The following is a 21777-nucleotide window of genomic DNA, read 5'->3' as shown; positions in this document are numbered from 1 at the left end:
AACAGGACTGCCACCTCGACCTCGCCACGGACGGATCCGAGCGAGAACCCGCCGCAAACGGCGGGTGACCGGACCATCGAACCTGGCGCGCAGGCCGGCCGATGGTGGGAGTCGGGCTCCACTTACAGCCCCGAACCGGTGCACTGGATCGGTTCCAGCACAGGACCGGGGCGGTCGTCGCCGACCACTTTAACACCGCAGGCGCCTCTACTCCCAATCGGCCGCCCCCGCAACCCGTCGACGCGAACTCGATGACATGCTACGGATATGAGCGAGCATGCCGCCGACCCGTCGGCCCTGAGTGAGTCCGCCGATCAGGAAACGGTGCGGGAGCTGGCCGACATCCCCGCCGTCGAGGTGATCAGCCGGGCCGCGGTGATGCTGATGAGCTCGGCCGCCGAGAAGCTCGGCCTCGCCGACGAGGATCCCGATTCCAGCCCTCGCCGCGATCTGGACGAGGCCCGCCGCGTGATCACGGCGCTCGCCGGTCTGGTGACGGCCTCGGTCGAATATCTGGGCCCGCACGCCGGCCCCATCCGCGAGGGTCTGCAGTCGCTGCAACGCGCGTTCCGGGAGTCGTCGGCGCATCCGGATGCGCCGGGCGCGGGACCGGGCGAGAAGTACACCGGGCCGGTCTACTGAGCCGAGGCCCTGCTCGGCGCGGCGTGACAACGGGGGCCGCGCCGCGCCGGAATTCACCGGACAGCGATCCCTGACAGCAGGGTGGCGACGACGGCGTCGACCGGGGGCGGCACGAACGGGCGCGGCGTTCCCGACAGCAACGACGACAGCACCGCGTCGTGGCAGATGCCGATCAGGACGGCGGCGGCCGCATCGACGTCGGCGTCGGCCGCCACTCGGCCCAGATCACGTTCCGCGCGCAGATAGTCGACCAGCTGTTCACGCCACATCCGTTGCCGGCCTTCCGTTTCGGCGAACCTGGCCAGGACCGCGGGCTGGGCGAGCAGGCCCGCGAATACCGGCAATACCGCCTGATGCAGCGCCAGCCCCTGGCGCAGGCACACCGCCAGATTCTCCGCGAGCTCGCCGCTGCCCGCGGCGGGTAGCGGCGGGAAACTTCGATCCACCGATTCGACATGGGACCGCAGCGCCGCGGCGAGCAGTTCCTCCTTGTCGGCGAAATGGTTGTAGAGCACCCCGTCGGACACCCCGGCGGCCCGGGCGATGGCACGCACGGTGAGCCCGGCGGCGCCCTGTTCGGCGAACAATCTCTCGGCGGTGGCGATCAGATGGGCACGCAGATCGTGGTCGTCGCGGTCGTGCAGTGCCGCCGCCCGTCGGGGTGACATGAGCCCTACGGTAGTGCGACGGTGGCGGTGACGAGCCGGGAGGCCGCGCGCAACCGGACCGGGCCGTCACCGGCGAACGGCGCGAGCGCGGCGGCGACGGCTGCCCGGACCTCGGCATCGGTGCCGCAGTCGTTGCGCAGCCGGTGATATCGCACCGGCCCCCAGCCCACGACGAATTCGGTGGCATCGTCGACATCCGCGCCCCAGACGCTGTCGGTGACGACGAGTTCGTTTCCGACACCGGCGAATCCGGCCGCGCCGAGCAGGTCGGCGGTGGCCGCGGGATCGGCGAAGGCGCTGAAGCCGTGCCCCACCTCGAAGCCGGGCAGATGCGCCGCCGCCGCGGCGAAGACGCCGGCGATCTCGGAGTCCGCCATGGCCGGGACCGCCACCGCGAGCCGGCCGCCGGCCCCCAGCGCGCGGGCGATGTTGGTGAACGCCGCCACCGGATCGGCGAAGAACATGATGCCGAACCGGCTGATCGCCACATCGTAGGAGCCGGGTGCGAAGCCGAACACCTGCGCGTCGCCCTGCTCGAACGAAACATTCTGCACGCCTTCGGCTTCGGCGAGCACGCGTGCCCGCGCGAGCATCGGCCCGGAGAGGTCGACACCGGTCGCCGAGGCCGCCCGCCGCGCCGCCGCACGCGTCAATTGGCCGTTGCCGCAACCGATGTCGAGGACGCGATCTCCCGGTCCGACCTGCGCCGCGGCCAGCAACGGCTCGTTGATCCCGTCGTTCACGGCGTCGTAGCGGTCGGCGTGGCCGGCCCAGTGTTCGCCCTCGTATCCGTTCCACGCCTCGGACTGTGCGGTGTTGACGATGTGGGTCATCGCGGTCTCCTCGGAATTATTATGAACAAGCGTTCATGAACGTGTGTTCATAATGACCGACGAGACATTCGGCCGTCAAGGTGCCGGCACAGCACGATCTGTGCCAGCGGCATCTGCGTTCGACGTGAGGGACCGGATCGGGGCGAGCGGGCTGTCGCCCGGCGGGGGATCATCGAACGCCGCGACCGCCTGGGGGTGCCGACCGCGACCACTCCCGCGAACACCGAGGAGCGACCACGAGGCGAGGGCGGATCAGTTGTCGCGCAACGTGATTCGCCGAAGCGCCGCGTCCGTCTCCGCGGCGAGCACGCCCACCAGTTCGGTAGCCGAGACGATCGAGGTGATCCGGTCGACGGCTTGGCCCGCCCACACCGGAACCGCGGTGAGGTCGTTGCGGGCGGCGGCGTCACGGTACTCGCGCAGGGCGGCCTCGTCGGTGCGCAGTTCGTCGTCGCGACCGCGCCACCGGTCGATGAAGGTGTTGCGCAGCGTGCGGGCCGGATACTTCTCCGGCCACGGCGCGCCGCGCGCGATGTCGAGGGTCCAGTTCACCTCGGTATCGCCGCCGGTGGCATCGACCAGGGCCTTGCCCAGTTCGGCGGGCACCAGGGCCTCGTGAGTCGCCTGGAAGCGCGTACCCACCATCGCCCCGGCCGCGCCGAGCGCCAGGGCGGCCGCGATCGCGCGACCGTCGGCGATGCCACCGGCGGCGAGCACCGGCACCGCACCCGCCAGATCGACGACCGTCGGCACGAACGAGAGGGTCCCGATGCCCTGGGCGGCGCAGTGCCCGCCGGCGTCGCTGCCCTGCGCCACCAGCACATCCGCGCCCGCGTCCAGCGCCCGGCGCGCCTCGTCGGCATCGGTGACCTGGACGATCAACACCGCACCGGCGTCCCGGACGGTCGCGGCCAAGGGCAGCGGATCGCCGAAGGACAACAGGACCGCCGCGGGGTCGAACGACAGCGCGTGGTCCAGGACGGCCCGGTCGATCGCCCAGCTCAGGAAGCCGACTCCCCATGGCGCGGTGGTGTTCTCGCGCACCAGTCGCAGTTCGCGCTCGACCCATTCCCGATCGCCGCGACCGCCACCGACGAGCCCCAGGCCGCCCCCCTCGGACACCGCGGCGGCCAGCGCCCCTCCCGCTTCCCCACCCATCGGCGCGGACACGATCGGGTGGCGGACGGAGAGGATGTCGGTGAATGCGGTCGGGATCGCCATATCCCGATCGTCGCAGGTGTGTGCGGCGGACGGGCGGCGGCATGCGGACCGGTTGGTCGTTATCGCGCTCGAGCACCACCCACGTGCCGCGGTGACTTGCCCCAATGCGGGCATTTTCGCCTTCGCCGCACGGTAGCCGCCTTCTATGATTCGCCGAATGTCTTCATGGGTACGTTCCAGCGGAAGACGTGACGATACCGGGGTGCAGCATGACCGCCAGAAGAGATCTGGACCACGAACTCGGCGGCCCGACCGCCGCCACGGATCTACTGACCGATCACGAGTGCGCCGACCTGTTGCTGCTGTTCACACAGGCACGTCAGGAGGAGGCGAAGGCGCTGTCGCAGTCGGTGGACGCGATGATCAGCGCCCTGCCGCGGCCGCTGCGCACGCCGGCGAAGAAGATCATGTTCGGGAACCTGCTGGACTGATGACGGATCCGGTAACCCGCGCCCAGCTCATCCTGCTCGCCCGCACCCTGCACGTACCACCGGAACGACTCGCGCATCTCGAACGGCTCGGCGCCCGGAATCTGCACGAATTACAACAGCGGATGGCCGCGATCGTCTTCGATCAGCATGCCGAAACCTTCAAGCGGATAAGCAGATTGGTGCCGATCATCCCGCTCGGCATCTCGATGCCGCTGGTGCAGAAGCTGGTGCCGCCGGCGTTGACGGGGCGCGCGGCCGGGGCGGTGGGCGTCGACCATCCGAAGAAGGCCGCCGAAACCGTCGCGCTGCTGGGCATCGGCTACGCGGCCGACTGCGCGCCGTATCTGGACCCGCGCACGGTCGGCGAACTGGCCGATATCGCGCCGCCGGAACCGATCGTGCAGATCGTCAACGAGGTGCTACGCCGCCGCGACTACATCACCGCCGGACCGTTTCTCGGCTACGCCTCGCCACGGTTGATCGAGGCCGTGGAGCGCGGCGTGCCCGACGACGAAGGCCTGATCTTCTCGGCGTCGTTCGCGTTCTCGACCAGCGCCCTGACCTCGGTGCTGCGTCAGTTGCTGAACGGCCCGGCGCGCCGGATGCCGCGCATGATCCAGACCGTTCTGCACGGGTCGCCGGAATTGCGGCTGGCGGCGTTGTCGATCTTCGCGCGCTGCGATGCCGACGTCGTCGCCGACGTGGGAGATATCGTGCTGGGCGTCGGGACGCCCGCCGTGCTGTGCAATCTGGTGACGACCGCGATCCACGGCGGGGCGGTGCGCGATATGGCCGTCTTCTTCGACACCCTGCGTCCGCCCGCCCTGGCCGCGATGGCCGCACTGCCGATATTCACCGATACCGCGGTGGCCGCCGCCCTGCTGCAGGGGCTGGAGGGCTGCTCCGATCCGTCGCCCTGGCGTGGGCTGTTCGCCCTCCTGGCACAGCTCGATCCCACGATGCGGCCGGCATTAGCCGATATGCTCGCGCAGCAGTCCGACGCCACCATCGGGGCGCTGCCCTCGCACGCCACGGAGGCCGATCTGTGGCCCGCCCTGCTGGATATCGTTGCGGCGGGCGGTCATTCGGTGCAGACGCGGATCGGCAGCCGCTGGGCGATGCTGCCTCCGGAACGCCGCGCGGGCGTGCAATGGCATCTGGACGAACGCAGCGAAGACCCGCGATTGACCACGGTCGCCGGCGCGGTGGCCGCCAGTTCGGTCTCGGTGGAGGAGGTCTTCTTCCGGCGCCGGCAGCTCGGCCGCCGCCGTGGAACCGACAGCTGGGACGCCGTCTGAAGTGCCGGCACCTACCGGCCCCGCAGATGCCGAGTCGTCGAGAGACAGAAGGGTTCGTCCCGCCTGATCGGGCATACCGGACGGCGGCACAGATGTCACCGAAGCAGCGTCGAGAAGCGACGGACCCGCCGGAAACCAGCAGGTCCGTCGCGTACTACTCGGGGCTCAGCCGACGGCAGCGGTCTTCCGGCGCCCGGCCGGCTTCGCGGCCGCCGCCTTGGCAGCCGGCGCCTTCTTCGCCTTGGACGTCTTCGCTGGTGTGGCCGGCTTCTCGAGGACCTCGCGCAGGAACTGACCGGTGTAGCTCTCACCCACAGCCGCAACGTCTTCTGGCGTGCCCTGTGCGATCACGGTGCCACCGCCGGAGCCACCCTCGGGACCCATATCGATCACCCAGTCGGAGGTCTTGATGACGTCCAGGTTGTGTTCGATGACGATCACCGTATTGCCCTTGTCGACCAGTCCGTTGATCACCGCGAGCAGTTTGCGGATGTCCTCGAAGTGCAGGCCGGTGGTCGGCTCGTCGAGAATGTAGACCGTGCGCCCGGTCGAGCGCTTCTGCAGTTCGGCGGCCAGTTTCACGCGCTGGGCCTCACCACCGGACAAGGTCGGGGCGCTCTGGCCCAGCCGCACATATCCCAGGCCGACATCGACCAGCGTCTTGAGGTAGCGATGGATCGAGGTGACCGGCTCGAAGAATTCGGCCGCCTCCTCGATCGACATGTCGAGTACCTCGGCGATGGTCTTGCCCTTGTAGTGCACCTCGAGGGTTTCCCGGTTGTAGCGGGCGCCGTGGCACACCTCGCAGGGCACGTACACATCCGGCAGGAAGTTCATCTCGATCTTCAACGTGCCGTCGCCGGAACAGGCCTCGCACCGCCCGCCCTTGACGTTGAAGGAGAACCGGCCCGGCTGATAGCCGCGCACCTTGGCCTCGGTGGTGGCCGCGAACAGGGTGCGGATCTTGTCGAAGACGCCGGTGTAGGTGGCCGGGTTCGAGCGCGGGGTGCGCCCGATCGGCGACTGGTCGACCTGCACCAGCTTGTCGAGATGGTCGAGCCCGTTGATCCGGGTGTGCCGGCCGGGCACCTGTCGCGCACCGTTGAGCTTGTTCGCCAGGACGGTCGCCAGAATGTCGTTGACCAGCGTCGACTTCCCGGAGCCGGAGACGCCCGTCACCGAGGTCAGCACGCCGAGCGGGAAGGCCACGTCGATACCGCGCAGATTGTGTTCATTCGCGCCGACCACGGTGAGCTGCTTCTTCTTCGACACCGGCCGGCGCACCAGCGGCACCTCGATCACCTCGCGGCCGGACAGGTAGGCGCCGGTCAGCGAGTTCGGATCCTCGAGCAGGCCCGGGTACGGACCGCTGTAGACGACCTGGCCGCCGTGCTCGCCGGCCAGCGGACCGATGTCGACGACCCAATCCGAGGAGTGGATGGTGTCCTCGTCGTGTTCGACCACGATGAGCGTATTGCCGAGATTGCGCAGCCGCGTGAGGGTTTCGATCAGACGCCGGTTGTCGCGCTGGTGCAGGCCGATGGACGGCTCGTCCAGTACGTACAGCACGCCGACCAGTCCCGAGCCGATCTGGGTGGCCAGCCGGATCCGCTGCGCTTCACCGCCGGACAGCGTCGCCGCCGCCCGCGACAGCGTCAGATATTCCAGGCCGACGTCGAGCAGGAAGCCGAGCCGGGCCTGGATCTCCTTGAGTACCTGGCCGGCGATCGCGGCCTCCCGCTCCCCCAGCTCGAGCGAGTTCAGGAAGCGTGAGCAGTCGCGGATCGAGAGATCACACACCTCGGCGATGGAACGGCGACCGCCCTCGGCGTTGAGCGTGACGGCCAGGATCTCCGGCCGCAGCCGCGCACCGCTACAGACCGGGCACGGCACATCGCGCATGTACCCGTCGTAGTGCTCCTTCATCTGCTCGGATTCGGTGCTCTCCAGCCGCCGCTGCAGGAACGGCATCACGCCCTCGAAATCCGCGTAATAGGACCGTTTGCGGCCGTAGCGGTTGGTGTAGGACACGTGCACCTGGTCGGAGCTGCCCTCGAGCACCGCCTTACGGGCCTTGAGCGGCAACGTGTTCCACGGCGCGTCCATCGAGAAGCCGATCGCCTCGGACAGCCCGGACAGCAACCGGTTGAAGTATTCGGCGGTTTGCCCGCGCGACCACGGGGCGATCGCGCCGTCGTTGAGGCTCAGTTCCGGATCGGGTACCACCAGTTCCGGATCGACCTCCTTGCGAATGCCGAGACCGGTGCAGTCCGGGCAGGCGCCGTAGGGCGAGTTGAAGGAGAACGACCGCGGTTCCAGATCCTCGATATCGAGGGGGTGACCGTTCGGGCAGGCCAGTTTCTCGGAGAACCGCCGCTCGCGGTCGTGTGCGTGCTCGTCGCGGTCGACGAAGTCCAGGACCACGATGCCGTCGGCCAGCCGCAGCGCCGTCTCGATCGAATCCGTCAGTCGCTGTTTGGAAGTCGGCTTCACCGCCAGCCGGTCGATCACGACCTCGATGTCGTGCTTCTCCTGCTTCTTCAGCTTCGGCGGCTCGGTGAGCGGATACACCACGCCGTCGACGCGCACCCGGGAGTAGCCCTGGGTGTTGAGCTGGTCGAACAGGTCCACGAATTCGCCCTTGCGGGTCCGCACCACCGGAGCCAGCACCTGGAAGCGGGTGCCGGGCTCCATCTCCAGCACCTGATCCACGATCTGCTGCGGAGTCTGCTTGGCGATCAGCTCACCGCAGACCGGGCAGTGCGGCGTTCCGGCGCGGGCATACAACAGGCGCAGATAGTCGTAGACCTCGGTGATGGTGCCGACGGTCGAGCGCGGGTTGCGGTTGGTCGACTTCTGGTCGATCGACACCGCCGGGGAGAGTCCCTCGATGAAATCCACATCGGGCTTGTCCATCTGCCCCAGGAACTGGCGCGCGTACGCCGACAGCGACTCGACGTAGCGGCGCTGGCCCTCGGCGAAGATGGTGTCGAAGGCGAGGCTCGATTTACCGGATCCGGAGAGTCCGGTGAACACGATGAGGCTGTCGCGTGGCAGGTCGAGGTCCACTCCCTTCAGGTTGTGCTCCCGAGCTCCGCGCACGGTCAACAGATCCGCCACCGGCTGTCCCTTCTCGATCGAAATTCGGCGTCCAGAATCTCCCCGGACGCCATGCTAGGCACACCCACCGACAAGTTCGGCGACACGACCGCGAGCGGACCCGCCGGCACCGCCGCGAGCGGGCCCGGTCGTCACGCCGGACCGAGCACCACCACGGAGTTGTGCCCGCCCATACCGAGCGAGGTCTTCACCGTGAATCCGCCGTCGAACGGGGTGGGTCCGTCCAGCAGGCGAGGATGCGCCTCGGCCACGATCGGCGGCGCCGCCACGACGCCGCGCTCGTAACCCAGGGCCGTCGCCGCGATCTCGACGCCGGCCGCCGCACCCATGCAATGTCCGGTCAGCGGTTTGATCGAATAGACCTGCGGGCGGTCGTCGAAGATCCGCGCCAGCACGGCCCGTTCGGCCACATCGCACTGCCGGGTTCCGGGACCGTGGGCGTTGTAGTAGCTCACGTCCCCGGGGCGCACCCCGGCCCGGTCCAGGGCCCGGTGCGTACAGTCCAGTATCCGCTCCAGACCGGGGTCCACGGACACGACGTGATAAGCGTCATTGGTCATCGCCCCGCCGAGCATCGCGCAGTACGGCCGCTCCACCTGCCGCGAGACCACGAACGCCACCGACGCCTCGCCGAAGCTGAATCCCCGGCTGCCCTCCTGGAACGGCCGGCACGCCTCCAGCGGATCGGCGTCGATCACCGCCGCGCCCATCTGCACGAAGTGGTGGACCATATCGGGGCTCGACGACAGGTCGGTGGTCACGCATACGACGTCGTCGGCGAAACCCTGATCCAGCCACATCTGCGCGGTGATCAGCGCGACATTGGCCGAACTGCAGGCCGCCGAGACGTTCATCGACGGTCCGTGGAAGCCGAACTCCTGCATCAGCAGCGAAATCGGGGTCGAGGGCAGCAGCCGCAGATAGCCGCGGGAACGACGGCGGCTGTGGTCGGTGAGGTAGAAGTCCTCCCAGTCCCGCACATCGCCGAGCACGATCGCGTGGATCACCCCGACCGTGCCGCCCGGACGCCAGCCTCGTTCGGCCGCGTCGGCGATCGCCTCGCGCGCGGCCTCCTGCACCGCGCGGGCGTAGCGGCTCGGGCTCAGCGACTCGTCACCACCGTCGGGGACCAGCGCAACCCACGCGTATTCGTCGCGATCGGGGCCGTAGCCGGGGTAGAGCCGGGCGGCCGCCTTACCGGTGTGCAGACCGCGCCACAGCGTTTCCCGGCCCCAGCCGTAACCGCTGACCACGCCGATACCTGCGATCGGCATACGATCTTGATATTCTCGAGTTGATATCGGGGTCGTGTTCGGCATTCGCGCTCCTACACCCTGCCTGGGCTACTGCCTCCGGCGTCACACCCGGTCCGGTCCCCCGACCGGACCGAACCCGAACCCGACAGCGTACCCTTCGCCGATACCGCGGGAACGGGCACCTGTCATGATCACTCACAGGCCCGATCAGCACCTGAACTGTGACCGAACCAATACCGTCCACACTGTGATCCGCGGTACGTCACCATCAGAATGATCCCGTGCGCCAATTGACCTGACAGACCATGATCAGGGGGTTACATGTGGTTGAGGCAGGTGAGAACCGGTCCGACGGCGTGATGGACGCCGAACAACTCGCCCAGCGGTATCGCACGCTGGTCGAGCACAGTCCCGACGGTGTCGTCGTGCACGAGGACGGCGTCGTCGTCTTCGCCAATCCGGCGATCGTGCGGCTGCTGGCCGCCCCGGGAGTGGACGAGGTGGTCGGACATCCGGTCGCCCAGTTCGTGGCGCATCGCGACCTGCCGGCGATGCTCGAGCGCATCGACCGGCTGCACCAGACCGGCGACGCGTCCGAGACAGCGGAAATGACCCTGATCCGCTGCGACGGCCAGGCCGTCGACGTCGAGACGGTCTCGGTGCTCACCGTCTGGCAGAACCGGCTCGCCTATCAGGTGGTGATCCACGACCTCACCGCGCAACGCCGGGCCGAGGCCGCGCAACGCCGGGCCGAACACCATTTCACGGCCGTGGTGTCGCAACTCGAGGAGGGTGTGGTCGTCATCGACCGCGAGGGCCGGATCGAGTCGATCAACCCGGCGGCGCTGCGCATCTTCGGTCAGGACGGCGACAATCTGATCGGCCGCCGCATCGATTCGCTGCCGCTTGCGCTGCTGGACGCGAACGCCCAGCCGCTGGCGCCGAGCCATCACCCGGTGGCGCGGACGCTGGCCACCGGGGAAACCATCTCCCGCTACGTGTTCGGCGTGGACCGCCCGGACGGGCAGCGGCGCTGGCTGTCGGGTTCGAGCCGGTTGCTCAACCCCGGCGCACCCGACTCGCCGGCCGTCTCCTCGTTCAACGACGTCACCGAATTCCGTGCCAGCCGAAGGCAATTGGAGTATCAAGCGACCCACGACCCGCTCACCGGGCTGGCCAATCGGTCGCTGGTGCTCTCGCGGCTGGCGACCGCGCTGGGCGTCGACGAACAGTCGCCGGTGTCGAACGTGCTGTTCATCGACCTCGACGGATTCAAGGCCATCAACGACACCCTGGGCCACGCGATCGGCGATACCGTGCTGCAGATCGTGGCCCAGCGGCTGCAGCGCGGCCTGCGCACCGACGATGTGGTGGGCCGCATCGGCGGCGACGAATTCCTGGTCCTGCTGTCCGGCCGTACCCAGCCCGACGATCTGGACGGACTGATCGCCCGGCTGCGCCAGACCATGGCCGAGCCGATCATCGCGCGCGGCCACCGCATCCACATCGAGGCCTCGATCGGCGTCACCGCTTTGCGTCCGGGTGATCCGCGCACTCCCGAAGCGGTGCTGCACGACGCGGATCTGGCGATGTACCGTGCCAAACCGGCGACCTCGGAGAGCAACGTGCTGGGACGGCGGCCGAACAACACCCACGCCTCCTGAAAGATCAGCGGACGATCGTCGAACACGCGCTGCTGTCCGTCGTGCCGATCGCACGGGCCTGGTAGTGCAACATTTCGCTACCGTGTTCGCGGCGCGTTCACCTGCGACTACAGCGAGTCCGGCGAACCCCAACTAGACTCGACGATTCCGTTCTCTTCGCGCGCGGCCCGCTCGGCCCCTGTGGTGACAAGGAGTTCCGTTTTGCCCGACCGCCTCACCGAGGATCGCCCCGCCACCGATCGCGCCGCCGAACTGGAGCGGGAGCAGAGCTATCTCACCCTGCTGTATCAGCGGCTGGACGGTATGCGCGAATACGCACAGCGCCGGCTGCGGACGGTGTTGCTGGAAACCGGTGGCACCCCGCAGGCCCGCAGCGAACGCGAATCGTTCACCCAGCTCTACTCCGAGGATCTGGCAAAATACGACGCCGCCGAGAACGGGCTGTGCTTCGGCCGTATCGATCTGGCCGCGGAGAACACCGAGGACACCGGCGACACGGCCGAGTACCGCTACATCGGCCGCCTCGGCATCCTCGACGAGGACGACGACTACAACACCCTGCTGCTGGATTGGCGGGCCCCGCTGGCCCGGCCGTTCTACCTCGCGACCACCGCCGCCCCCGACGGGGTGACTCGTCGTCGGCACATCCGCTCGCGCAATCGCAACGTGACCGGAATCAGCGACGAATACCTCGATCTGGAGATGGCGCGCCGCGCCGGCGCGATCGAGTCCGACGACGGCGGCGTCGGCAGTGAGAGCGCCTTGCTCACCGCCCTGAACGCGGCGCGCACCGGCCATATGACAGATATCGTCGAGACGATCCAGGGCGAGCAGGACGCCATCATCCGCTCCGAACATCGCAGCGTCCTGGTCGTCCAGGGCGGTCCGGGTACCGGGAAGACCGCGGTCGCGCTGCATCGCGCGGCGTATCTGCTCTATACCTACCGTCAGCAGCTCGACAAGGCCGGTGTGCTGATCATCGGCCCCAATTCCACCTTCCTCGACTACATCGGCCAGGTGCTGCCGTCGCTGGGCGAGACCGGTGTGCTGCTGTCCACGATCGGCAATCTGTATCCGGGAGTCGAAGCGACACTGGAGGATTCGCTGCGCGCGGGCGAGCTCAAGGGTTCGCTCGATATGCTCGATGTGCTGAAGAAGGCGGTGCGCGACCGGCAGGAGGTGCCGCGTGACCCGGTCCGCCTCGACTTCGACGGGTACGAGCTGACGCTGGATCGCAAGATCGCCACCCGCGCTCGCGGCCGGGCCCGCTCCTCGCGCCGCCCGCACAACCTCGCCCGCCCGATCTTCGCCGCCTCGGTGGTCGACGCGCTGACCGACCAGCTGGCACAGATCATCGGTAAGGACCAGTTCGCCGACACCGTCGACGAAGCCGATGCCGCCGCCGGCCGCCGCCCATCGAATACCGGGCGCAATCTGCTGAGCCAGGCCGATCTGACCGAGATCCGCGACGAGATGCGCGCCGACGCCGGCATTCAGCGCGCGATCGCGCAGTTGTGGCCGATCCTGACCCCCCAGCAGGTGCTCGCCGACCTGTGGGCCGAACCCGAGCGGCTGGCGCATGCCGCGGACCGGCTCAGCGCCGAGGACCGCAAGGAGCTGTTCCGCGCCCTCGACCCGGCGAACGGGCCCGCCTTCGCGGCCGCGGACGCGCCGCTGCTCGACGAGCTGGCCGAATTGCTGGGCATCGATGACGCCGAGGAGCGGGAGCGCTCCCGCCGGCGGTGGCGTGCGCAGCTGGCCGAGGCGCAGGAGGCGCTCGACATCCTGACCGGTTCGGCGCCGCAGGACCTCGAGGACGACCTGGATCCGGAGATCCTGATGGCCTACGACCTGATCGACGCCGGCCAGCTCGCCGAGCGCCAGCACGTGCGCAATCGTCAGACGACCGCGGAGCGGGCCGCCGGCGATCGCAGCTGGACGTATGGACACGTGATCATCGACGAGGCGCAGGAACTGTCGGAGATGGCGTGGCGAATGGTGATGCGGCGCATTCCGAATCGCTGGGTCACGGTGGTCGGCGATGTGGCGCAGACCGGCGATCCGGCGGGGGCGTCGTCGTGGCAGCGGATGCTGGAACCTTATGTCGCACAGCGCTGGAAGCTCACGGAACTGACGGTCAACTACCGCACGCCCGCCGAGATCATGGCGGTGGCCGCCGATGTGCTAGCGGCGATCGATCCGGAGGCGACCATCCCGCGGTCGGTCCGGGAATCCGGCTTTCCGCCGCGGGCCGTGCAGGTGGGGGCCGGCGGTTCGCTGGCCGCGGTCACCGAACTCGTCGCCGCCGAGGCCGGCAAGCCCGGTATCACGGCGGTCCTGGCCCCGCATGCGACGGTGAGCGAATTCGCCTCGCTGGCGGGCGATTCCGTGCAGGTGCTGACGGTGGCCGAGGTCAAGGGCCTCGAGTTCGACGCGGTCGTGCTGGTGGAACCGCAGGCCATCCTGGACGAATCGCCGCGCGGGCTCAACGATCTGTACGTGGCGCTCACCCGTGCCACTCAGCGATTATCGGTGGTTCACACCGGCACGCTGCCCGAGGTCCTCGGCGCATTGCGCTGAGGCCCCGGGCGGCCGGTCACGCGAAGGTCAGCGGACGGTGTGCACGATCAGGACGTCGCTGCGCGACTTGCGGGCGACATCGGAGGGCACCGAACCGAGCAGGCGCCCGGCCAGGGTGTTGAGGCCGCGGTTACCGACGACCAGCAGATCGGCCTCCACCTCCTTGACGAGGTTCAGCAGCGATTCGACGGGTTCGCCGACGACGGCCCGCTCCACGATGTTGGTCGCCCCGGCGGCGGCCGCCTTGTCCCGCGCGACCCGCAGGATCTCGTTGGTGGGAGCCGAGCCGCGCACCTGGTAGGCCTCGTCCTTGAGGACGTCGGCCGCGGCGGCCACATCGCGGTCGTCGGTCGGGTAGTACGCGCACGCGACGTACAGGGTGGCGCCCGCGTCGCCGGCCAGCGCGGCAGCCTTCTCGACAGCGACATACGACGAATCCGAGCCATCGGTACCGACGACAATGGACCGGTAGGCGGTCATCTTTCCTCCAAACGTACAAGTGGGCGGATGCCTGCGCGCAATTCCGGAGCAGAAACCCGCGCGGGCAACTGCGCTAGACCATAACCGTTATCGCGCCGGAATCATCGACAATCGCAATACATCACATCGATGCGCCCTGCGATCCGCAGGACACATTCGCCGTACGGGCGGCCGCGCGACCCGTCTCACCAGCGCTGATCCCGAACCCGGCGGCGTCGCGCTGCGATCGCCGTCGCAGTCGCGAACCCGATTGTGGCCCTGGGATTTTCGTCACAGAAGGGTTTTCCCAATTGCACGGACCGCGATTGCCCGGATGCACAGAGCGCACCCGGGCGTGATGGTGAGAACTCACAATTCCCGGCGGCGAGAACCGATTCCGGTGGTTTCCGGATACGCGAGGCAATAACCGCCGAATGTGGAATGCGGGTCGTTCCGCGTTCGTCAGAGGTGGAATAACGGTCCGGTGATTGTGGCGCCGAGATCGTCCACACGGGCGAAGAAGGCGAACAGCATCAGGGCCGCACCGGCCAATGCGAGATCCTTGTTGAAATGAATCATCTCGCCCTGTTTGGCCTGCGCATCGGATTCCTTCCAGAACGGGTGCATCAGGAATGCGGTCGGCAGCAGGAAGACGAACAGCAGCAGCGCACCCAGATCGGCCCACACCCCGAGCAGCACGCTCAAGGCGCCGAGCAGCAGGACCACCCCCGAACCCAGCACCGCCTCCTTCGCCATCGGAACACCCTTGCTGCGGGCGTAGCCGGTCATCGCGTCGGCCTGGGTCAGATGCCCGATCGCCGAACTCGCGAACAATATGACGAACAGAATGCGCCCGATCAGCACCAGAACACTCATCGCCAACTCCTCTGTCGGCCGGCAGCACTGCCGCCGGGCTGGTAGTACAGCATTCAACTACTTATGAGTTCGGATATTCCCGGAACCGGGGTGGCTGAAACGAATCAGCGATCCGGCGCCGGATCGCCCGGTGAGGCGTGGTGTGACAGTAGCGATGCGCGGGCGTATTCCAGCGGCGCCATTCCGATCTCGTTCGCGAATTCGCGACTGAAATGGGCCTGATCGAAATAGCCGAGTTCCAGCGCCAGGGTCGCCAGATCGTCGGTGCGGCCCTGTGCCAGCAGTTGTGCGCCGTCCTGGAGCCGATAGCGGCGCAGCACCCATTTCGGCCCGGCGCCGACGTAGCGGCGGAACAGGCGTTGCAGGGTGCGGATCGGAATGCCGAAACGGGCGGTGACCTGATCGACCCGGGTCAGCTCGGGCTCGGCTTCCATCGCGGCGATGATCCGCAAGACCAGCAGGTAGTTCTCATCGGGTGCGCGGCGGCCCGCGGCGCGGGCGAAATAGGCGTCGACGATGTCGCGGCGCTCCTCGGCGCTGTCGGTCGCCAGCACGCGTTCGGTCAGGCCCGCGGCCTCCGGCAGCACCTCGGTCAGTTCGATCGCGGTATCGCGCAGGGCGCCGACGTCGATGCCGGTGAAGGCGCCGAAGCCGCCGGGACGGAATTTGGCGGCGAAGGTCACCCCCTGCCCCGTCAGTTCGCGCACGAATTTGCCGGTGGTCACACCGTTGACGAATCCGCCGGTTCGGGTGGCGGATCGCTCGAAGCTGACGTTGACCGAGGGGAACGGCAGCACCTGCGCCTGATAGGGCGGGCGGCCGCGCAGATCCCAGGAGACCGACCAATACCATTCGACGAATTCCGCCGTCTGCGGGCCGGCCGGCAACCGGATCAGCCGACGATGACGCTCCTGCTCGCGGGGATGCAGGATGCCCTTGGTGACCTCCGGCGGAGGCACCGGAACCGGATGCAGCGCAGCGCCTTTCGCGCGCCCGTCACCGGTCGGCACGGCCCGTCTCCCGCCGCGGACGAGGCTGTCGCTTTCTTACAAGATCCATTCCCCGCGGTGGCCGAGAGTTGTACCTATGAGCAACGACGTCAATCCCATTCCCGAGGGTTATCACTCCATCAACTGTTTCCTGGCCGTACCCGACGGCAACAAGGCCATCGAGTTCTACTCCGCGGTCTTCGGCGCGAAGGTGCTCAGCCGCAACGACCTTCCCGACGGGCAACCGGCGCACGCCGAACTGGCGATCGGCGATTCCACCATCCAGATGGGTATGCCCATCCCCGAACACGGGGTGCGCGCACCCGAATCGGATTGGGTGCACACCAGCATCGTGCACTACTGCCCCGATGCCGACGCGGTCGTCGCCCGCGCCGCCGAACACGGCGCCGCCCGGGTCGAGGAGCCGCAGACGTTCGTCACCGGGGACCGCTACGGGCTGGTGATGGATCCCTTCGGACATCGCTGGGTGGTCATGACCCGGGTCGAGGACGTCTCGCGCGAGGAGGCCGAGCGCCGGGTCGACGAGTGGATGGCCACGCAGAGCTGACGCGGGCCGCGCCGGTGCCCCGGTCCGGCCGGGGCACCGCCGCGTGTGCGGGAAAGACGCTGCGCGGGAACTCATTTCAGCCCGGCGGCATCCATACCACGCAACTCCTTCTTCAGGTCGGCGATCTCGTCGCGCAATCGCCCGGCCAGCTCGAACTGCAATTCGCGGGCGGCGTTCATCATCTGATCGGTCAGCTGGGCGACCAGATCCGCCAGTTCCGCGCGCGGCATGTTCGCGATATCGCGGCCCTCGTACACCCCGGCGCTCACCGCGCGGCCGGGTTCACCCTGGGCTCGGCGGCCGCGGCTGGCATTGCGCCCGGATCCCCCGACCTCCACCTCGGTCTCGTCGGCCTCGCGGTAGACCTGATCGAGGATGTCGGCGATCTTCTTGCGCAGCGGTTTCGGATCGATGCCGTTGGCTTCGTTGTAGGCGACCTGCTTGGCCCGCCGCCGTTCGGTCTCGTCGATGGCCTGGCGCATCGAATCGGTCACCTTGTCGGCGTACATATGCACTTCGCCGGAGACGTTGCGCGCGGCACGCCCGATCGTCTGGATGAGGCTGGTGGCGCTACGCAGGAAGCCCTCCTTGTCGGCGTCCAGGATCGCGACCAGCGACACCTCCGGCAGGTCGAGGCCCTCACGCAGCAGGTTGATGCCGACCAGCACGTCGTATTCGCCCAGCCGCAGCTGCCGCAGGAGTTCGACGCGGCGCAGCGTGTCGATCTCCGAATGCAGGTAGCGCACGCGCACGCCCATGCCCAGGAGATAGTCGGTGAGATCCTCGGCCATCTTCTTGGTGAGGGTGGTGACCAGGACGCGTTCGTCGCGTTCGGTGCGGGTGCGGATCTCGTGCACCAGATCGTCGATCTGGCCCTTGGTCGGTTTGACCACCACCTGCGGGTCGACCAGTCCGGTCGGGCGGATCACCTGCTCGACGAATTCACCGCCGGTACTGCCCAGTTCGTACGGGCCGGGCGTCGCGGACATGTACACGGTCTGGCCGATCCGGTCGGCGAACTCCTCCCAGGTGAGCGGGCGGTTGTCCACCGCCGAGGGCAGCCGGAAACCGTATTCGACAAGGTTGCGCTTGCGCGACATATCGCCTTCGTACATGCCGCCGATCTGCGGCACGGTCACGTGCGACTCGTCGATGATCAGCAGGAAGTCCTCCGGGAAGTAGTCGAGCAGGGTCGCCGGCGCCGAACCGGCCGGACGGCCGTCGATATGCCGCGAATAGTTCTCGATACCGGAGCAGAACCCGACCTGCCGGATCATCTCCAGGTCGTATTGGGTGCGCATGCGCAGCCGCTGCGCCTCGAGCAGTTTGCCCTGCCGCTCCAGATCCGCGAGCCGCTGTTCGAGTTCGGTCTCGATATCGCCGACCGCGCGCTCCATCCGATCCGGCCCGGCCACGTAGTGGGTGGCCGGGAAGATGCGCAGGGTGTCGACCTGGCGCACCACATCACCGGTGAGCGGGTGCAGGTAGTACAGCGCCTCGATCTCGTCGCCGAAGAACTCGATGCGGACCGCGAGTTCCTCGTAGGAGGGAATGATCTCGACGGTGTCGCCGCGCACCCGGAACGAACCGCGGGTGAAGGCCATGTCGTTGCGCGTGTACTGGACATCGACCAGGAGGCGCAGCAGCCGGTCGCGCTCGACCTCTGCGCCGACCTCGAGCTGTACCGAGCGGTCCAGATAGGACTGCGGAGTACCCAGGCCGTAGATACACGAGACCGAGGCGACCACCACGACATCGCGGCGCGAGAGCAGGCTCGAGGTCGCCGAATGGCGCAGCCGCTCCACGTCGTCGTTGATCGAGGAGTCCTTCTCGATGTAGGTATCGGTCTGCGCGATGTAGGCCTCGGGCTGGTAGTAGTCGTAGTAGGAGACGAAGTACTCCACCGCGTTGTGCGGAAGCATCTCGCGCAGTTCGTTGGCCAGCTGGGCGGCCAGGGTCTTGTTCGGCGCCATGACCAGGGTCGGGCGCTGGACCCGCTCGATCAGCCAGGCCGCGGTGGCCGATTTGCCGGTACCGGTGGCGCCGAGCAGCACCACGTCCTTCTCGCCACCACGCAACCGCCGCTCCAGCTCCGCGATCGCGGCGGGCTGGTCACCGGCGGGCCGATGCTCGCTGACGACCTCGAACCGCCCGTCGGAGCGTTCGATCGCCCCGATCGGCCGGAATTCCGAATGCGCCAGCGGCTGCTCGCCGGGTGCGTCCGAATCCGCGGGGATCTCCGTTGCGAAAGCCATGGTCACCAGGGTAAGCCGCGGCACCGACAAGTTCCGGCGCCGTGACCGCGGGCACAGCGACACACCCGGCGATCATTTTTCGGCCACGACTGCGTATCGACGGGCACGGGCGCTGCCGCCGGGTGGTCCGGGCGCCGCCCCGCGACTGCGACCGCGGCGGCGGATGCACCGGCCCCCCAGGGCAACCACACGGCAAAACCAGCGGCCCACCGACCCCCGAGGCGAGGACCATCACAGCGGGCTCGGCCGACGCCCCGCACCCACACCGGCCCGCATCGTCCACGGCGAACCGGAGCCGTCCGATCGGACGTCGGCACAACCGGCCGGCGGCGGAACCGGTTCGACCCTCCGGAACACGCCCTATCCCGATCAATTCGACGGACCCGCGTCACCGACACCACAATTCCCGGCCGACTCGTTCGGACATTTCGAACAATTCGATTCATGTCCCCGCTTTTCGACCACAACAGGCCGGACGCATTGCCCCGCAGAATAATTCGACAATTCGCCCGAAGCGACGGCAGAGCCCCGCACAGCGGCGCCACCGAAGTGCCGCCGCCGGCCATGGCGACAGGTCCGGCCGGAGGTTTGCCGGGCCTCCGGGAGCATTGCCTCGGCAACCGCGCGCACAGCAGTGAATCAAGCGACCAAATGCCCGAAATGTCTGGTAGAGCAGGGCGGCTCGACGATGACGACACAGCCGAATCAGCCGGATTCCGTGTCGTTTTCACCCCGCCGGAGACGGTTGCCCGGGTGTACGCTGATCCGGTCGGAAGTCGAGAAGGGCAAGTGTAATGGCCGGTTTCCTCGCTGAACGTGTCACCCGGACTCTGCGCACTGCCGCGCCCAATGGAGTCAGCCCAATGCCGTCGAGTCGCAACATTCCGGGCCGAAAAACACCGATTCCGGTGCCACCGTCGGGCACGGCACACAGACCGCACGTCGAATATTTCGACATCGCCGATCTCACCAGAACCGATTCTCGCGGTTTCGTCCATTCGGTCGACAGTTATCACGCCGAGCCGTGGGGCCTGTATCTGGTCCGGGCGGCCGACACCCCGCCCTATCGCTACACCGAGACCTGGCTGCTGCCCAAGCAGTCGGTCCGCGTCACCATGCATCACGTCAACGCGGCACACGATCGCGATCCGATCTATCACATCTACATCGGCAACTTCGCCAAGATCGAGCCGAAACGCTGGCGGGCCGAGTACCACTACATCGACATCGTCGCCCGCAACGGCCACGTCTGCGAGCTGCGCGGGGTCGACGAGCTGTTCGCGGCGCACGCGGCCGGCCACGTGTCGGCCGAGACGGCCCAGCGGGCGTTCGAGCAGGCCACCGCCGTTGTCGACGGTATCGCCTCGCACGATCACAACTTCGAACGCTGGCTCACCACCCAGGGCGTCACACTGCACTGGCTGTAACCGCGTCACCACCCGCTCGCGCCGATGATCATCGAATCGCGGCGCGAGCGGGCGTTTCGCGGGCCGGCGACGGTAGATTCGGGGCATGACGCAGGGGCATGTGGTCGATCTGCATCGGCCGAAGATCGAGTACTTCGACCTCGCCGGGTCCACCAATACCGATCCCAAGGGTTTCGTGCGGCCGGTCGAGACGTATCGGACCGAACCCTGGGGCCTCTACATGGCCCGCACCGCCGATCATCCGGAATTCCACTACCTCGAGTCCTGGCTGCTACCGCAGCTGTCGCTCCGCGCCACGGTCTTCCACTTCCGCCCCACCCACCCGCGCGATCAGGACTTCTACCTCGATATCGGTGATTTCTCCCCGGCGGGCCCGCAGATGTGGAAGTCGGTCGACCACTACCTCGACATCGTCGTGCGCACCGGGCGGGAGGCGATTCTGCTCGACGTCGACGAATTGCTGGCCGCCCACGCCGCCGGATATCTGAGCGCGTCCGAGGCCCAGCAGGCGATCGAGGCCGCCACCGCCGCCATCGACGGAATCGCCGCCCACGGACACGATTTCGAAGCCTGGCTGCGCTCCCGAGGTATCACCCTCGGCTGGCGGTGAGCCCCGGCGCCGAGCCCTGTGCGACGGCGGCGGGAAGGAGTCGGGCTGCGCCGAACTCTTCTCCGCGGTGGGCCCACGCCACTAGGGTCCAGCCTGGTCGTACACGTCCCCTCGAGAACCGGGAGAGCCATGGGTGAGTCGTCGTCGTTGCGTCGTGTCGGGAGTTCGGGGCTCGCGGTCTCGGTCGTCGGGCTGGGCACCAACAATTTCGGGATGAAGCTCGATCTCGAGCAGAGCAGAGCCGTGCTGCACGCCGCGCTCGACCACGGCATCAACCTGATCGATACGGCCGACTCCTACGGGGAATCGGAGCGGCGAATCGGCGAAATCCTGCAGGGCAGACGCGACGATGTCGTCATCGCGACCAAGTTCGGCAACGACGTGCGCCGCCTCGGCGGGGACAACGGCGAGGACTGGGGCGCGCGCGGCTCACGCCGCTACATCCGCCGCGCGGTCGAGCAGTCGCTGCGCCGGCTGCGCACGGACTGGATCGATCTCTACCAGCTCCATCGCCCGGATCCGGCCACACCGATCGAGGAGACGCTGTCCGCGCTGGACGATCTCGTCCACGAGGGCAAGATCCGATACCTGGGCCATTCCAACTTCACCGGCTGGCAGACCGCCGACGCCGAATGGACCGCCCGCACCCGCAATCTCGAGCGGTTCATCAGCGCGCAGAACGAATACAGCCTGCTGCAGCGTGGGATCGAGGCCGACCTGGTGCCGGCGCTCGAGCACTACGGGGATCGGTCTGCTCCCCTACTTCCCCCTGGCGAGCGGTCTGCTCACCGGTAAATACAAACGCGGCGTGCCCGCGCCCGAAGGCAGCAGGATTCAGGCGTGGGGCCGGGAATCCGCGCTCACGGACGCGGCTTTCGAC

The 21777-nt window shown here is 67.9% G+C and carries 18 protein-coding genes; 9 read left to right on the top strand and 9 right to left on the bottom strand.

All coding sequences use genetic code 11. The annotated features are described in order from the left end of the window. Nucleotides 1–267: 267 nt before the first annotated feature. A complete protein-coding gene (locus tag RJ03_RS10230; protein WP_051024526.1) occupies nucleotides 268–642 on the top strand; it encodes a DUF1844 domain-containing protein in 375 nt (124 codons plus the stop codon). 53 nt (nucleotides 643–695) lie between these two features. Here RJ03_RS10230 and RJ03_RS10225 read toward each other — a convergent pair whose 3' ends face one another. The 3 genes from RJ03_RS10225 to RJ03_RS10215 all read right to left on the bottom strand — a co-directional run bounded on the left by RJ03_RS10225 (nucleotide 696) and on the right by RJ03_RS10215 (nucleotide 3364). Continuing rightward, nucleotides 696–1310, bottom strand: a complete 615-nt coding sequence (locus RJ03_RS10225) for a TetR/AcrR family transcriptional regulator (protein WP_036500640.1) — start codon at nucleotides 1308–1310, stop codon at nucleotides 696–698. 5 nt (nucleotides 1311–1315) lie between these two features. After that, nucleotides 1316–2143, bottom strand: a complete 828-nt coding sequence (locus tag RJ03_RS10220; protein WP_036500638.1) for a class I SAM-dependent methyltransferase — start codon at nucleotides 2141–2143, stop codon at nucleotides 1316–1318. A gap of 252 nt (nucleotides 2144–2395) precedes the next feature. Then, nucleotides 2396–3364, bottom strand: coding sequence for an NAD(P)H-dependent flavin oxidoreductase (locus tag RJ03_RS10215; protein WP_036500637.1), 969 nt, complete (start codon nucleotides 3362–3364; stop codon nucleotides 2396–2398). A 209-nt stretch (nucleotides 3365–3573) separates the two neighbouring features. Here RJ03_RS10215 and RJ03_RS10210 point away from each other — a divergent pair, with 209 nt between their 5' ends. Beyond that, nucleotides 3574–3795: a hypothetical protein gene (locus RJ03_RS10210; RefSeq protein ID WP_036500635.1), complete on the top strand. Its 222-nt coding sequence runs from the start codon at nucleotides 3574–3576 to the stop codon at nucleotides 3793–3795. Further along, the gene (locus RJ03_RS10205) at nucleotides 3795–5093 is read left to right on the top strand and encodes a hypothetical protein (RefSeq protein ID WP_036500632.1); all 1299 of its coding nucleotides are present in this window, start codon (nucleotides 3795–3797) and stop codon (nucleotides 5091–5093) included. The genes RJ03_RS10210 and RJ03_RS10205 overlap by 1 nt, the downstream gene beginning before the upstream one ends. A gap of 165 nt (nucleotides 5094–5258) precedes the next feature. Here RJ03_RS10205 and uvrA read toward each other — a convergent pair whose 3' ends face one another. Continuing rightward, nucleotides 5259–8213, bottom strand: a complete 2955-nt coding sequence (uvrA, locus tag RJ03_RS10200) for an excinuclease ABC subunit UvrA (RefSeq protein WP_036500629.1) — start codon at nucleotides 8211–8213, stop codon at nucleotides 5259–5261. Nucleotides 8214–8344: 131 nt separating this feature from the next. After that, nucleotides 8345–9487: a beta-ketoacyl synthase N-terminal-like domain-containing protein gene (locus tag RJ03_RS10195; RefSeq protein WP_036500627.1), complete on the bottom strand. Its 1143-nt coding sequence runs from the start codon at nucleotides 9485–9487 to the stop codon at nucleotides 8345–8347. A gap of 305 nt (nucleotides 9488–9792) precedes the next feature. On the opposite strand from RJ03_RS10195, the gene RJ03_RS10190 reads away from it, so the two are divergent. Further along, nucleotides 9793–11133: a diguanylate cyclase domain-containing protein gene (locus tag RJ03_RS10190; RefSeq protein ID WP_306304668.1), complete on the top strand. Its 1341-nt coding sequence runs from the start codon at nucleotides 9793–9795 to the stop codon at nucleotides 11131–11133. Nucleotides 11134–11334: 201 nt separating this feature from the next. After that, nucleotides 11335–13713 (top strand): HelD family protein, encoded by a 2379-nt coding sequence (locus RJ03_RS10185; RefSeq protein WP_051024524.1) that lies wholly within the window; start codon nucleotides 11335–11337, stop codon nucleotides 13711–13713. Between the two features lie 27 nt (nucleotides 13714–13740). Here RJ03_RS10185 and RJ03_RS10180 read toward each other — a convergent pair whose 3' ends face one another. From RJ03_RS10180 to RJ03_RS10170, 3 genes are all read right to left on the bottom strand, one after another. Then, nucleotides 13741–14193, bottom strand: coding sequence for a universal stress protein (locus RJ03_RS10180; protein WP_036500624.1), 453 nt, complete (start codon nucleotides 14191–14193; stop codon nucleotides 13741–13743). A gap of 441 nt (nucleotides 14194–14634) precedes the next feature. Beyond that, a complete protein-coding gene (locus tag RJ03_RS10175; protein ID WP_036500622.1) occupies nucleotides 14635–15048 on the bottom strand; it encodes a DoxX family membrane protein in 414 nt (137 codons plus the stop codon). Nucleotides 15049–15152: 104 nt separating this feature from the next. Beyond that, on the bottom strand, nucleotides 15153–16058 hold the full coding sequence (locus tag RJ03_RS10170) for an AraC family transcriptional regulator (protein ID WP_232329401.1): 906 nt from the start codon (nucleotides 16056–16058) through the stop codon (nucleotides 15153–15155). Between the two features lie 76 nt (nucleotides 16059–16134). On the opposite strand from RJ03_RS10170, the gene RJ03_RS10165 reads away from it, so the two are divergent. Beyond that, nucleotides 16135–16605 (top strand): VOC family protein, encoded by a 471-nt coding sequence (locus RJ03_RS10165; protein ID WP_036500620.1) that lies wholly within the window; start codon nucleotides 16135–16137, stop codon nucleotides 16603–16605. A 71-nt stretch (nucleotides 16606–16676) separates the two neighbouring features. Here RJ03_RS10165 and uvrB read toward each other — a convergent pair whose 3' ends face one another. Then, a complete protein-coding gene (gene uvrB / locus RJ03_RS10160) occupies nucleotides 16677–18860 on the bottom strand; it encodes an excinuclease ABC subunit UvrB (RefSeq protein WP_036500654.1) in 2184 nt (727 codons plus the stop codon). Nucleotides 18861–19723: 863 nt separating this feature from the next. On the opposite strand from uvrB, the gene RJ03_RS10155 reads away from it, so the two are divergent. The 3 genes from RJ03_RS10155 (at nucleotide 19724) to RJ03_RS10145 (ending at nucleotide 21692) form a co-directional block, all read left to right on the top strand. Continuing rightward, nucleotides 19724–20287 carry a DUF402 domain-containing protein gene (locus tag RJ03_RS10155; protein WP_083870723.1) on the top strand — a complete coding sequence of 188 codons (564 nt, stop codon included), beginning with the start codon at nucleotides 19724–19726 and terminating at the stop codon, nucleotides 20285–20287. Between the two features lie 85 nt (nucleotides 20288–20372). Then, nucleotides 20373–20897 (top strand): ribonuclease FAU-1 family protein, encoded by a 525-nt coding sequence (locus RJ03_RS10150; RefSeq protein WP_036500617.1) that lies wholly within the window; start codon nucleotides 20373–20375, stop codon nucleotides 20895–20897. 129 nt (nucleotides 20898–21026) lie between these two features. After that, nucleotides 21027–21692: an aldo/keto reductase gene (locus tag RJ03_RS10145; protein WP_051024523.1), complete on the top strand. Its 666-nt coding sequence runs from the start codon at nucleotides 21027–21029 to the stop codon at nucleotides 21690–21692. Nucleotides 21693–21777 lie beyond the last annotated feature (85 nt).

The organism is Nocardia aobensis NBRC 100429 (assembly GCF_000308375.1).
GTDB lineage: Bacteria > Actinomycetota > Actinomycetes > Mycobacteriales > Mycobacteriaceae > Nocardia > Nocardia aobensis.
This window is presented reverse-complemented; position numbering and strand designations above follow the sequence as displayed.